This window comes from Caballeronia sp. SL1002 (genome assembly GCF_057814995.1).
Genome location: NZ_JBYMUW010000005.1, coordinates 832,168 through 845,934, shown reverse-complemented (window position 1 = coordinate 845,934; position 13,767 = coordinate 832,168). Strand labels below are relative to the sequence as shown.

Annotated in this window: 11 protein-coding genes; 9 read left to right on the top strand and 2 right to left on the bottom strand. The window is 63.9% G+C overall.

The window, feature by feature from the left end:
- The first annotated feature begins 76 nt into the window (after positions 1 to 76).
- Positions 77 to 1,246: an alpha/beta fold hydrolase gene (locus AC3D25_RS28145; RefSeq protein ID WP_488891762.1), complete on the top strand. Its 1,170-nt coding sequence runs from the start codon at positions 77 to 79 to the stop codon at positions 1,244 to 1,246.
- On the opposite strand, the gene AC3D25_RS28140 is transcribed toward AC3D25_RS28145, so the two are convergent.
- A complete protein-coding gene (locus AC3D25_RS28140) occupies positions 1,241 to 2,524 on the bottom strand; it encodes an EAL domain-containing protein (protein ID WP_488891761.1) in 1,284 nt (427 codons plus the stop codon). The two genes, AC3D25_RS28145 and AC3D25_RS28140, sit on opposite strands and share 6 nt — an antisense overlap.
- Before the next feature lie 352 nt (positions 2,525 to 2,876).
- On the opposite strand from AC3D25_RS28140, the gene AC3D25_RS28135 reads away from it, so the two are divergent.
- The 3 genes from AC3D25_RS28135 to AC3D25_RS28125 all read left to right on the top strand — a co-directional run bounded on the left by AC3D25_RS28135 (position 2,877) and on the right by AC3D25_RS28125 (position 7,713).
- Positions 2,877 to 3,299, top strand: coding sequence for a hypothetical protein (locus AC3D25_RS28135; RefSeq protein WP_488891760.1), 423 nt, complete (start codon positions 2,877 to 2,879; stop codon positions 3,297 to 3,299).
- 534 nt (positions 3,300 to 3,833) lie between these two features.
- Positions 3,834 to 4,610 carry an N-acyl amino acid synthase FeeM domain-containing protein gene (locus AC3D25_RS28130; RefSeq protein WP_488891759.1) on the top strand — a complete coding sequence of 259 codons (777 nt, stop codon included), beginning with the start codon at positions 3,834 to 3,836 and terminating at the stop codon, positions 4,608 to 4,610.
- A gap of 142 nt (positions 4,611 to 4,752) precedes the next feature.
- Positions 4,753 to 7,713, top strand: coding sequence for a putative bifunctional diguanylate cyclase/phosphodiesterase (locus tag AC3D25_RS28125; RefSeq protein WP_488891758.1), 2,961 nt, complete (start codon positions 4,753 to 4,755; stop codon positions 7,711 to 7,713).
- A gap of 55 nt (positions 7,714 to 7,768) precedes the next feature.
- Here AC3D25_RS28125 and AC3D25_RS28120 read toward each other — a convergent pair whose 3' ends face one another.
- Positions 7,769 to 7,978, bottom strand: coding sequence for a hypothetical protein (locus tag AC3D25_RS28120; RefSeq protein ID WP_488891757.1), 210 nt, complete (start codon positions 7,976 to 7,978; stop codon positions 7,769 to 7,771).
- A gap of 267 nt (positions 7,979 to 8,245) precedes the next feature.
- Here AC3D25_RS28120 and AC3D25_RS28115 point away from each other — a divergent pair, with 267 nt between their 5' ends.
- From AC3D25_RS28115 to AC3D25_RS28095, 5 genes are all read left to right on the top strand, one after another.
- Positions 8,246 to 9,418 (top strand): acyltransferase family protein, encoded by a 1,173-nt coding sequence (locus AC3D25_RS28115; protein WP_488891756.1) that lies wholly within the window; start codon positions 8,246 to 8,248, stop codon positions 9,416 to 9,418.
- A gap of 315 nt (positions 9,419 to 9,733) precedes the next feature.
- The gene (locus AC3D25_RS28110; protein WP_488892175.1) at positions 9,734 to 10,660 is read left to right on the top strand and encodes a sugar ABC transporter substrate-binding protein; all 927 of its coding nucleotides are present in this window, start codon (positions 9,734 to 9,736) and stop codon (positions 10,658 to 10,660) included.
- 58 nt (positions 10,661 to 10,718) lie between these two features.
- Positions 10,719 to 11,708 (top strand): ABC transporter permease, encoded by a 990-nt coding sequence (locus AC3D25_RS28105; RefSeq protein ID WP_488891755.1) that lies wholly within the window; start codon positions 10,719 to 10,721, stop codon positions 11,706 to 11,708.
- 11 nt (positions 11,709 to 11,719) lie between these two features.
- Positions 11,720 to 12,508, top strand: coding sequence for an ATP-binding cassette domain-containing protein (locus AC3D25_RS28100; protein ID WP_488891754.1), 789 nt, complete (start codon positions 11,720 to 11,722; stop codon positions 12,506 to 12,508).
- 7 nt (positions 12,509 to 12,515) lie between these two features.
- On the top strand, positions 12,516 to 13,742 hold the full coding sequence (locus AC3D25_RS28095; RefSeq protein WP_488891753.1) for an ROK family protein: 1,227 nt from the start codon (positions 12,516 to 12,518) through the stop codon (positions 13,740 to 13,742).
- Positions 13,743 to 13,767 lie beyond the last annotated feature (25 nt).

Below are 13,767 nucleotides of genomic sequence, written 5' to 3'. Positions count from 1 at the left end.
TTCATGTCAAAACTACTCACAAATCGCACAAAGCGAAAGGCGCGCGCCTTATCTTTATAACGGGAGCGAATTCGAGATGGAAGCACAGACGACAGGCGCATTCGAAGACGGCATGCTCGACGTGGGCGACGGCCACGCAATCTACTGGCGCGCGCAAGGTCCGCGCGACGCGCCGGTGATGCTCGTCGTGCACGGCGGTCCCGGCGGCGCGATGAACGTGAAGTGGGCCGACGCGCTCGATGCCGCGAAGTGGCGAATCGTTTTCTTCGATCAGCGCGGCTGCGGCAAGTCCACGCCGTTCGGCCGGCTGGAACACAACGGCATCGACGCGCTGGTCGGCGATATGGAAAAACTGCGCGAGGCGCTCGGGATCGAACGATGGGCGCTGTTCGGCGGGTCCTGGGGCACGACGCTCGCGCTCGCTTACGGCGCGGCGCATCCGTCGCGATGTCTCGGCTTTCTGTTACGCGGCGTGTTTCTCGCGCGGCGGCAGGATATCGACTGGTTCCTGTGGGACGTGCAACGCATTTTCCCCGAGGCGCACCGCGCGTTTCTCGATGCGATCGAAGCGGCGTGCGGACAGCGTCCGCAAAGCGCGCCGGAGATCCTGACGCTGACTGAAGCGCCGCTCGCCCGCTTCGACGAAGCTGGAGCGCGGCTCGCGCGCGCGTGGTCCGGTTACGAGGCGACGCTGTCGGTCGTCAATCGGCCCGCGCCGCCGAAGCCGGAGACGAAGACCGGAAGCGTGTCCGCGCAACTCGCGCAACAGGACGGGAAGACCGAAAGCGTGTCGCCGAAGCCGGACGCGGAAACGGACGCCAAAACAGACGCCAAAACAGACGCCAAAACAGACGCCAAAACGGACGCGAAGCCGGACAACGCGCCGGCGCAACCCGCGCAGGAGAAAAAGGAGACGGCGGAAGCGAATTCGTCGGCGGTGTCGATGGCGCTGCTCGAACGCCACTACATGGCGCAGGAACTGCCGCCTGAACCGCTGTTGCCGCGTGTGGGCCGTATCGCCCATTTACCGTGTCAGATCGTGCACGGCCGTTTCGACATGGTCTGTCCCGCCGATCAGGCGTTGGCGCTGGCGGCCGCATGGCCGGGCGCGCAGTTGACTGTCGTCGATGCCGCCGGGCACTGGACGTTCGAACCCGGCAACTTTGCCGCGTTGAAGAGCGGCGGGGAAGCGCTGGCGCGGGCGCTAAGCGCGAGCGCTAAGCGCGAGTTGATTGTGCCGCTATAGGCCGCGATCGTCCGCAAGCCCGGCGGCGGGCGCGGCGAGTTCGCGCCAGTCGAGATCCACGCCGAGCATGACCGGGCGGCCGCGATAGTCGATCGCCACCGCCAGCGTTACGCAAATCGACGATCCCGTCACCGATAGATACGGCGCGCTCGACACGACCTGCCGCGGTCGCGCGAGCGCCTGCACGAAATAAGGCCGATTGTCCCAGCGGCCGGACGCCGGATCGGCGATCGGTGCGAAACGGCGGCTTAACGGCTTCGCGCCCGACCCGGCGAGCGCGGGCAGGAACTCGCGGCCGCGTGCATCGAGGAAAAAGCACGACAGCGTGCAGGGCAGCGCGAGCAGCGGGGCGCACGCGGTCGCGGTTCCCGCGCCTGCTGCGAGCGCTTTTGCCGCCGTGCCGAGGCGCGTCTGGTACGGCATCAGCAGCAAATCGCTCGCGAGCCGCTCGGCTTGCCGTCCCTGCGCGAGCGTATCGAATATCGTCTCGAAAAGCGGTGTCGCCGCGCCGTCCGCATCGATCGCGGGCGCGGGCTGGCCGAACAGAAAGCCCTGCACGTAGTCCACGTCCGAGCGCGCCGCGAGCAGCAAATCGTGCTCGGTCTCGATCCCTTCCGCGACCACGAACATGCCCGATTCGTGCAGCAAGCCGACCAGCTTCGGCATCAGCGCGTCGCGCGTGTGCGCGCCGTGCGCCCGGACGAGACTGCGGTCGAGTTTCACGATATCGGGCCGAAGCGTCAGCAACCGGTCGATATTCGAATGACCCGCGCCGAAATCGTCCACCGCGACCAGAAAACCGTTCGCGCGAAACGCGAGCGTGGCCGCGGCGATGGCGTTCACGTCGCTGCCGCCCGATTCCAGCACTTCGATCACGATCTGCTCCGGCGACAGCCCGCAACCGCGCGCGAGGTCCGCGAGCCGCGCGGCATAACCGGCGTCCGTAAAGGTCGCGGGGTTCACGTTCAGAAAGAGCCAGGTGGCCTCGGGCAGGCGCGTGGCGGCATTGCGCAGATGCGTCGCGTGGCTCAGGCGGTCGAGCATCGGCACCGTGCCGCCGACGATAGCCTTCGCGAACAGATCGAACGGCGCGATGGTCGCGCCGCCGCTGTCGCCGCGCAGCAGCGCTTCGTAACCGACCGCGCGCTGGTGCGGCAGGCTGAAGATCGGCTGGAAATGGGACTTGAGTGCGATCCCGTCGAATGCGTCGGCGGTGAGGTCGCCAGCGCGCGAGAGCAGCGCTGAATGGGCGGCGGACAGCTTCGGCGGGCGCGCCATCAACGGGGAGCCGCTGGCGGCGTCGCCGCAAAAAAGTCGATCAAGCCGGACAGGTCGAGCATGGTGTCAGTCGCGGCGAACCCGGCGAACCGGTGCGCCCAGCGATCAAGGAATTCAGTTAACGCGTTATCGGTCGGACGGCGCGCGACTTGAGGGTTCGATGATGGCCGCTCGCGACTGAACTTCAAGTCAAACGTTTGCGCCCGCGCCAGGCCGCGTTGGACAGGGCGAGAAATAATTGCCCGGGGCGGCCCGCGCAAGCTATCTTTGAGACAGGAATGATAGGATCGCGCCTGCAACTATCGACGGGGCGCACTCGTCGAACGTGAATCGAAGACAAAGAGGCGAACGAATGGCGCAACAAAAAACCAATCCGAAACTTGAGCAGGCGCTGACGCGCGGCGATCTCGCGATCCGGCAGGCCAACTCTGGCCGCGCCACGGCTGTGCTGCGCGCGGTGGGCAAGATGATCGTCGAGGCATCGGCGACGATCGGCGTCGAAGCCTTTGTCGTGATTCACGACGGCGACAAAATCTACGATCCCGCCGACGGCATGTGGCCGCAGCAGCTTCTCGTGTCGCTCGACGGCCCGGTCGAGGACGCGGACCCGGACGAATTGCGCACCATCACGTTGCTCGCCGACACCCCGGCCACCGTGTTCCGCTGCGAGTGGCAGCGCGCGGACGGCAAGATCGGCCGTCAGGAAGGGCGTCCGCTTGCGATGGTCGCCTTCATTACCGATGTCGATATTCCCTGGCTCGACGACGAAGACTAAAGCGCGACACGGGTTATCGGCTTAGCGGTTTTTCACGCTGGCCGGGCCGCTCGAAAAAAGCCGCCGGACAAAAGTCCGGCGGCTTTTTTTTATCCTTTTTCATTCCATTTCTTTAGCGTTCGTTTGGCCGTGCCTCCGGTCCCTCGTTAGCGGTTTCTGCTTATTCCTTCGTTTGGTGCACGGCGGTTGTTGCTTTTCGGCATCCGCCGCGCCTCCGCGCGTCATAAAAGCGCATAAAGGCGCCCTCGCGACACCGATTATCTCGGTGCGCCGAAACGACGTTTCACAGGCGCGTCTTTTTTCCCCTGTATGCGACAGTCAGAAACCTGGCTTGAGCGGATGTGACGGAGAAGTCGACACGGGCGTTTAGAGGAAAACGTCTCATGTGTTTAACGAAAAGTTGGAAGAAAACATTTGGTTTCGCGCACCCCGGGAATTGCGTTCGTGAGAGGCTAATTCCGTCGCGTCCGAAGCCCGTCAGTCATACGTGCGCGGTGCGGCGATCTCTTAATCGCTCATATGGGGTATCACATAATGGACCGCAATAATCTCGCCACTCAAGCCCTCCAATTTCGTCCGGAAATCGCTCAACGTCCTGAACTCGCGGCAGTCATCGCGCTTCAGAAACCGGAACGGATGCCGTTTACTATTCGTATCGTGAGGGAGTTCGGAGACCTGGAGAAAGCCGTACAGATCCGTCGCGCCGCGTATGGCCGTCATTTACCCGAGTTTGCGGAAAATATGGTCGTCGAAGCCTGCGATCAGGAACCGGGTACGGCAATTCTTCTCGCGGAATCGAAACTGGACGGCGCGCCGCTCGGCACGATGCGAATTCAGACCAATGAATTCGCGCCATTGGGGGTTCAGAAGTCCGTGCAATTGCCGGAGTGGCTCGGCCACGGTCGGCTTGCCGAAGCGACACGGCTCGGGGTGGCGGGTGGATCGATTGGGCGGGTGGTGAAAATGATGCTGTTTAAATCGCTCTTTTTATATTGCGAGCAGCAGCAAATCGACTGGATGGTCATTACGGCACGTTCGCCGCTCGACCGCGAATACGAACATATGCTTTTCGAGGATGTTTTTGGCGACAAACAATTCATCCCGATGGCGCACGTCGGCGGCTTGCCGCACCGCGTGCTGGCGGGCGAAGTGGGGGTCGCGCGGCAGCGCTGGGAGGAAGCGAAGCACCCGCTATTTCAGTTTGTATTTCAAACGCGTCACCCGGACATCGATTTAAGTGCAGCAGATTTATCTTTCGGACGGGAAACGGTAGGATGCCCGGAAGAGCAGCAGGTCGCTTTTGGCAGGTAAAAGAACAAAACCGGGCCCTTTATGGCCCGGTTGACCAGGTTGGCGGCGATACACGGCGTCTGACGCGCGGGGCGCGATCAGGGCGCACGAATCGCCGCCGCGCGGCGGATGGCATGTCGTGCAATACGGGGGATTTCCAGGTATGGCGTCGGTTGGTCCGTTTTCCCTATCCCGATACCGGCGCACCGGCTCGTGCATCGACCGCGTGCTGTACGTGTTCGCGGTTTATGTCGTGCCCGCGCTGATCGCGGCGGGCACGATCGCGACGCTTTTGCTGCTGCCGCGTCAGTACGAGACGACGGGCTCGGCGACGCTGGCGCTCCATGTAATCGACGATCCGCGCGGCACGCTCGATCCCGCCAGCGCCTTTCACGCGCTCGCCGCGACGCCCGCCGTCGCGCGCTATAGCACCCATCTTTCCGAGGCACCCATCTGGTTTGCCGTGACCGTACCGAGCATGAGCCGGGAGGGCGGCACGCAACTCGAATTTCCCTCGCGCCATGCGCAAACGCTTTCGTGCTGGGTCGCCTCGACGCTCCAGCCGCTCGGCGTCGCCGACCGCTACGCCGCGACCGGCGAACTGCGCCCCGTCAAGGCGGGTTTCGCGGTGCATCTCGGCGTGGTCGCGACGCCCGTGCCCGTCGTGTGCCGCGGCACGTTTTCCGGACCCGCCCAGGTCAGCGCGCTCGCGTGGGATTCCGCGAGCCTGCGCACCTCGGCGCTCGACTTTCAGGAAAGCGCGGGATTGATCGGCGGCGGGTTGTTGACGCTGGCCGTCTTCGTCTTCGTGACGGCGATCATCAACCGCGAATGGACCTATGTGATTTTCGCGGTGTGGCTCGTCGGCAATCTGCGCCTGTGCGCGAATGCGATGGGCTGGGACACGCAATGGCTCGACCGCGTGATTTCGCCCGAATTCGTCCCGCTGCTGCGCAAGGTTACGTTCGCCGCTTACTACTTGCTGACCGGCGCGCTGTTCAGCCAGCTATTCCGGCGCGAACTGAAGGTGATCGGCTATCGCTGGCTGCTGCGCGCCGGGCAATACGCCGGCCTCGTGCTGCTGGCCGCCGCGATTTTTCTGCCGTATTCGCGCTTCATTCCGGCGCTTTGGGTGCTGGGCGGATTCGGCATCGGCGTGCTGATTTTTCTGCTTGGACGGCTCGTCTGGAAGACGCGTTCGCGCACGCTCGTCTGGTATGTGGCGTCGCTTGCCATCGTGCTGTTCGCGACGTTTTCCGAGGTGCTCGGCGCGGCGTTCGGCCTGAAGCTGCTGTTCGGCGGCGTGAACACGGTGACCGCCGCGTTGTCGTCGAGCATGATGGCCGCCTTCGCGATCGCCGAGCAGATGCGCGCGGAACGCGAGCATCGGCGGCAAGCGCAGACCGAATTGCGCAACACGTACGAAGTGACGCCCATCGGCCTTTTCACGCTCGACGAGCAAGGCCATTTCATCCGCGCGAACCCGGCGTTGCGCGCGATGCTGACGCTGAATAAAGCCGACTACAAGACGCATCACTGGAACGATTATTTCGAGCCGGGCGCGTGGGGCGCGTTGCAAGTGCTGGCGTCGAAGGGCAGCGAAGGCGAACTGGAAATGGGCGGCGCGACGGCGCGCGGAACGGGCGACCGGCATTATCTGTTGAAGGCGATCCGCTCGAACGGGTGGATCGAAGGGTCGCTGCAGGACGTGACCGAGCGCTCGAAAGCCATCGAGCGGCTGCGCTTTCTGACGGAGCACGACCCGCTCACGGGTTCGCTGAACCGACGCGGCGTGGAGAAGGCCATCGCGTTGCAGAGCGACGATACGACGCCATGGGCGCTCGCTTATGTCGATCTCGACCGCTTCAAGCTCGTCAACGATCTGTTCGGCCATCGCGCGGGCGACGAAGTGCTCAAGCAGGTCGCGGCCCGCACGCGCGCGCTTTTTTCGCGCGGCTTTCCGGTGGGCCGGATCGGCGGCGACGAATTCGTGTGCGTGCTCGCCGGGACATCCATCGACGAAGCCATCGCGCTCTGTCACGAACTGATCCAGGTGCTGAGCGCCGCGCCGTATCAGGTGGGCAATCGCGCGTTCCAGGTGAAGGCGTCGATCGGACTCGTGGAATGTTCGCACGGCGTGCGCGTGCAGGACGCGCTTTCGCAGGCGGACCGCGCGTGCCGCGAAGCCAAGAAGGGCACGCATACGCGGCTTGTCACGCATCGCAAGGGCGCAGCCGCGTTCGAGGAGCGCGCGGAAGAATTGCGGCTGGTCGAGACGCTCGGACGCAACCGTCTGCCGCCCGGTCTTTTCCTCGTGATGCAACCGATCATGTCGCTCTCGGAGCCGAACGGATCGCTGAATTTCGAGGTGCTGCTGCGCATGCGCGCGCACGATGGATCGACGCTGCCGGCCGGCAAGGTGATCGTGGCGGCTGAGGAATCGGGCAACATCGCGGCCATCGACAAGTGGGTCATCTCGACCTTGCTCGAATGGATCCAGGCGCATCAGCACTCGCTCGCGAACACGCGCATTATCTGCGTGAACCTGAGCGGCGGCTCGCTCAACGACGAACAGTTCATGGAAGACATCTTCGCGCTGTTCGGCCAGTACCGGTCGATTGTTCATTTCCTGTGCCTGGAAATCACCGAAAGCGTCGCGCTGCACGATCTGGAAAACACGCAGCGGTTTATTTCGCGCGTCCACGACATGGGCGGCAAGATCGCGCTGGACGATTTCGGCGCGGGCTACACGTCGTTCAAGTACCTGAAGGATTTGTCGGCGGACGCGCTGAAGATCGACGGCGAATTTATCCGCACGATGTGCGCGCATCCGGCGGATATCGCGATTGTCGAGGCGATCGTGGCGCTGGCCCGCAATCTGGGTATGCGCAGCGTGGCGGAATGGGTCGAGGATGCGGAGACGCTGCGGGCGCTGAAGGAAATCGGCGTGGACTACGTGCAGGGTTTCCTGATCGCGCGGCCGCAGGAAAGCGCGGCGATTCTCACGGCGCAGTCGGCGGCGAGTTTCGTGAAAGATCCGGAAGTGCTGCGGTTTATCGAGGCGCTGAGCGAACCCGCCCTCGATTACACCTACGATCTGCGCGCTCGCGCGGATCTTCACTGAGCGAGCGCATCGGGCCGGGAACCGGCGCGATGCGCCGATGCGCCGCCTCGCGACTCTACGCGGCCTTGATTTCGTTCAGCACCTTCGTCGCCGCGATCGGGATGCGCGTGTCGTCCCATTGCGAAAGCCATTGCACTTCTTTCGTCGTGAAATAGCCGGGATAGTTGCGCAAAGCGAACTGGATCGAATCCACGACGTGATCGCGGATGATCTGCGGCGCGTCGTTGTCGTTGACGATCGCGTGAAGGGCTTCGAGTGTGCTCATGGTGCGGGGTGCCCGGGTAAGAGGCTCAAGTAAGGGGTTTTCCCGACCATAACCCGAGAAAATTCCAGAAAACAATTAAACAAAACGATGGCGGGACAATTTTCCGCCTGCCTCTGCGATTGAAGCCGGCTCGTCGGACGCGAGAAAGCGCCTTGTTTCAGGCACTTACGAACCGGTTGAAAATCGGCAGGAACTTCGTGAAAGCGGACCGTGTCAACGGACCTCGTCGGCGTGACTTCACGCCGACCGACAACGAGGAGGACACGGGTGGAGAAATTCGGTACGCAACGCATCGCCGCACTCGACGCAGGCCGCGCCATTGCAATCGTCGGCGTGATCGCCGTGCATTTATCGTTTCAGTTTCCGCATCTGCCGAGAGCCGTCGCGCTCGTCGCGCGCATGGGCCAGTACGGCGTGCAACTCTTCTTCGTCATCAGCGCGATTACGATTTTCATGGCGCTCGAAGCGGACCGTGAACGCTTCGATCACGCGCGTCACGTCACGTTGCGTTTCTATATCAAGCGCTTTTTCCGGATCGCGCCGCTTTACTACGTCGCCATCGCGATCTACGGCGCGATCAGCTGGGGCGCGCACACCTCGGGCTACGAGCGCGCGTGGGTGCTCGGCGCGCACGGCCCGCTGGATGTCCTGCTCAACATCCTGTTCCTGCACGCGCTCTCGCCCACGGCGATCAACAACGTGGTGCCGGGCGGCTGGTCGATCGGCGTCGAAATGCTGTTCTACCTGCTCGCGCCGCTGATCTTCTTTTTCACGCAGACACGCGCGCGGATCGTCGCGGCATCGGCGATCGTGCTCGCGGTATCGGCCATGACAATGTGGTGGGGCGGTTGTAACGCCGCGCCCGAATGCAGCGTCGAAAACAACACGTTCCTGTACTTCTGGCCGCCGGTGCAGGTGCCGTGCTTTATCGTCGGCATGTGGGCGTGGTTCGCGTTCCGGCCATATCTCACGGGAGCGTCGGCGCTCGACGGGCGCGGCGGGCGGATCGCCGTGGCGCTCGCGCTCGGTTTCGCGGCGGTCACGGCCGCGCTCGGCGTGTGGCTCGACAAGGCGCACGAATTCGCGCCGTTCTTCGCTGCGTGCGGCGCGGTCGGCTTTCTGCTGTTCGCGTGCTCGCGAGCCGACACGCGCACGGCGGCACGCCCGTTCAAGCCGCTCGCCACCGCAATCGGACGCGAAAGCTACGGGATTTATCTGTGGCACTTCATCTGCACGTATGCGAGTTTTCACTTCTTCGAACGCGCGTTCGGTCAGACCAGCGAAGAGATGTCGCTGGCGCTTTTCGCCACGACCATCGTGGCGACGCTCGCCGCGTCCTACGTCCTCGCGCGGCTGTCCGACCGGCTGATCCAGGTCTCGGCAACACGCTTCTCGCGACGCCTGCTTGCCCACGTCGATGCCCGTTTTATCGGGCGTTAGCGTTTCTCCCTAGACGCGTTGCGTCATTGTCCGAGAGGCTTGCTGCGCAAGCCTTTGCGGGCGCCTCTCTCCTGCTTCGAGTGCGTCGCAGCAGTTCCGCTTGATGGGTACTGCTTGACTTCGCTCGCCCACACGGCTTTACTAAATAAACCAAATAGATTTAGTCGCCGGACGGCAGAACCCAATCGCCATCGATCAAGCGGTCGCCGCCGGCTCATAACGTCGTTAAAACTGGAGAGAGACATGAACCATGCACCACGCGCCGCCGTGCGCGCGTCCGTCCTTTGCGTGGCCGCCGCGCTTAGTTTTGGCACGATGAGCGCCGCGCTCGCCGCCGATCAACCCGTGATCGGCCTCATTACCAAGACCGAAACGAATCCGTTCTTCGTGAAGATGAAGCAGGGCGCGGAGCAAGCGGCGCAGCAAGGTGGCGCCAAACTCCTCACGGCAAGCGGCAAGTTCGACGGCGACAACGCGAGCCAGGTGACGGCGGTGGAGAACATGATGACGGCGGGCGCGAAGGCCATCCTCATCACGCCGAGCGACACCAAGGCCATCGTGCCGACGCTCAAGAAAGCGCGTGCGGCCGGCATCCTCGTGATCGCGCTCGATACGCCGACCGAGCCGCAGGAAGCCACCGACGCGCTCTTCGCCACCGACAACTTCAAGGCCGGTGTGCTGATCGGCGAATACGCGAAGGCGTCGATGGGCGGCAAGCCCGCGAAGATCGCGACGCTCGATCTCGCGCCGGGCGTGTCGGTCGGCGTGCTGCGCCATAACGGCTTTCTGAAGGGCTTCGGCGTGAAGGACGGCGACCCGAGCGTCGTGTGCAGCCAGGACACGCGCGGCGATCAGTCGAAAGGTCAGACCGCGATGGAAAACTGCCTGCAGAAATCGCCCGATATCAACCTTGTCTACACGATCAACGAACCGGCCGCGGCGGGCGCGTATCGCGCGCTCAAGGCGGCGGGCAAGGAGAAGAGCGTGATGATCGTGTCGATCGACGGCGGCTGCGAAGGCGTGCGCAACGTGAAGGCCGGCATGTTCGCCGCGACCTCGCAGCAATATCCGCTCGTGATGGCGCAAAAGGGCGTGCAGGCGGGGATCGAATACGCGAAGACGGGCAAGAAGGTGAGCGGTTACGTCGATACGGGCGTGACGCTGATTACCGACAAACCTGCTCAGGGCGTGGAAGGCAAGGACACGAAGTTCGGCCTCGACAACTGCTGGGGCAACAAGTAAGCACAGCGCGCGCGCCGTTCAGGCGCGCGGCCACATCTTTGTCGCGAGGTTCGACACCATGACGCAGACACCCACCACCGCAGGCGCGCCGCGCACGTCGATCGCGGACCGCCTTCCTTCGCTCACCGATATCGGCCCGCTCGCGGCGCTGGTGATCGCGTGTGCGTTCTTTATCTGGCAGAGCGAGCGCTTTCTCTCCATTCAGAATCTCTCGCTGATTCTTCAGCAAACCATGGTGGTCGCGGTGATCGCGATCGGGCAGACGCTGATCGTGCTGACCGGCGGGATCGACCTGTCGTGCGGCATGGTGATGGCGTTCGGTTCGGTCGTGATGACGAAGTTCGCGGTGACGCTCGGGATTCCGCCGGTGATCGCGATTTTTTGCGGGATCGGCGCGAGCGCGGCCTTCGGTCTGCTTAACGGCGTGCTGATCACGAAGATCAAACTGCCCGCGTTCATTGTCACGCTCGGGACGCTGAACATCGCCTTTGCGCTGACGCAGGTCTACTCGCACGCGGAGAGCATTTCGAACCTCCCCGACGCGATGATGTTCTTCGGCAACACGTTCCATCTCGGCGGCGCGGAAGTGACGTACGGTACGGTGCTGACGCTGCTGATGTATCTCGTCGTGTGGTTCGTGCTGCGCGACACGGTGCCCGGACGGCATCTCTATGCGCTCGGCAACAACGCGGAAGCCGCGCGCCTGATGGGCCTTTCGTCGCAGCGCATTCTCATCACGGTCTATTCGCTCGCGGGCGTGTTCTACGGCATCGCCGCGCTGCTGTCGGTGGCGCGGACCGGCGTGGGCGATCCACAGGCCGGGCAAACCGAGAATCTCGACAGCATCACGGCTGTCGTGCTCGGCGGGACGAGCCTTTTCGGCGGACGCGGCACGATCATCGGCACGCTGCTCGGCGCGTTGATCGTGGGCGTGTTTCGCAATGGGCTGACGCTGATCGGCGTGTCGTCCGTGTACCAGATTCTGATTACCGGCATTCTCGTGATTCTCGCGGTCGCCGCCGATAAACTCGCCCGTCCGCGCGCTTGAAGGAGCCGAACATGTCTACGCAAACAGCCGCTAAACCCGTGCTCGAAGCGCGCGGTGTCGTGAAGCGCTACGGTTCGGTTACCGCACTCGATGGTGTGGATTTCGAACTGCTGCCGGGAGAAATTCTTGCCGTGATCGGCGATAACGGCGCGGGGAAATCGTCGCTGATCAAGGCGCTGTCGGGCGCGCTCGTGCCCGACGAAGGCGAGATCCTGCTCGACCAGAAACCCGTGCGCTTTCGCAGTCCGCTCGATGCGCGCGCGCAGGGCATCGAGACCGTCTATCAGGATCTCGCGGTCGCGCCGGCGATGAGCATCGCGGAGAATTTGTTTCTCGGCCGCGAGATCAAGCGCGCCGGGATTCTCGGCTCCGTGTTCCAGATGATCGACAAGCGCCGCATGCTGCAGGAAGCCATCGCGCACATGCAGGGCTTGCAGATCGGCATCCGCTCGATGAAGCAGGCGGTCGAGACGTTGTCGGGCGGCCAGCGGCAGGGCGTCGCGGTGGCGCGCAGCGCGGCGTTCGCGCGGCACGTGGTGATCCTCGACGAACCGACGGCCGCGCTCGGCGTGAAGGAGTCGAACATGGTGCTGGAGTTGATCCGGCGCGTGCGCGACCGCGGCTTGCCGGTGATTCTCATCAGCCACAACATGCCGCACGTATTCGAGATCGCCGACCGCATTCACATTCAGCGGCTCGGGCGGCGCGCCGCGCTCGTGAACACGCGCGATATCCACATGTCCGAGGCGGTCGCGATCATGACCGGCGCGAAGCAGGCCGACGTGCAGGCTATCGCGTGAGCGCGCGATGAACGACCGAGAGCGCAGCGCGAGCCCGCCACCGACGCATTCGATCGGCTCGAACCAGGTCGGCATGCGTCAGTTCAACGAGCGCATCGTGCTCCAGACGATCCGTCTGCACGGGCCGTCGCCGAAAGCCTATATCGCGCGGGTCACGCGGCTTTCCATGCAGACAGTGTCCTTGATCGTGGACCGGTTGATCGAGGACGGGCTGCTCGAACGGCAGCCGCGCGTGCGCGTGCAGGGCCGCATCGGGCAGCCGTCCGTGCCGATCGCGCTGCGCGCGGACGGCGCGTTTTCGATCGGCGTGAAAGTGGGGCGGCGCAGTCTCGACGTGCTCGCGATGGATTTCGCCGGCCATATTCGCGCGCGCGAAGTCGTGGAATACGCGTATCCCGACCCGCGCACGCTCTTTCCCACCCTCAAGAAAAAGCTGGCGCGCGTGACGGTGGCGCTCGGCACGGACGCGGGGAAACTGTGCGGGATCGGCGTGGCCGCGCCGCTGTGGCTCGGCGGATGGCGTGACTTTTTCAACACGCCGCCCGATGTGTTCGCGGCGTGGAACGATATCGACATCAAGGCGCGCGTGGAAGCGCTGACCACGCTACCCGTCGATATCGCGAAGGACACGACCGCCGCGTGCGCCGCCGAACTCGTCATGGGACAAGGACGCGGCCTGCGCAACTTTCTCTACGTGTTTATCGGGACGTTTATCGGCGGCGGGCTGGTGATCGACGGCCGGCTGCACGCCGGGCCAAACGGAAACGCGGGCGCGGTCGGCTCGTTTCCACTGCATGGTCGCGAGCATCGCGCGCCGCAGTTGCTGAACGCGGCGTCGATCTACGTGCTCGAAAAGCTCTTCACCGACGCTGGCGCGCCCGCTGCCGCCGCGCACGACGACCGTGCGTTATCGGCGGAGTTGCGCGGATTGTCCGAGACGTGGCTCGACGCGGCGTGTCCGGAACTGGCGCGGACGGTGGCGGCGTCGTCGGCGCTGCTCGATCTGGATGCGATCGTGATCGACGGCGAGCTGGATCGCGAGTTATTGCGCGAAGTGATTCGCCGGACGCTCGATGCGCTCGATGCGTTCGACTGGCAAGGCATGTCGCGCCCGCAACTCGTGGAAGGGCAGATTGGCGCGGATGCGCGCGCGATGGGCGGCGCGATGCTGCCGCTTTACGCGCATTTCGCGCCTAAGCACGAGTTGTTTTTAAAGCCGCCGGAGCAGGTTTGAAGCGAGCGCCTTAAAGCTCGCACCT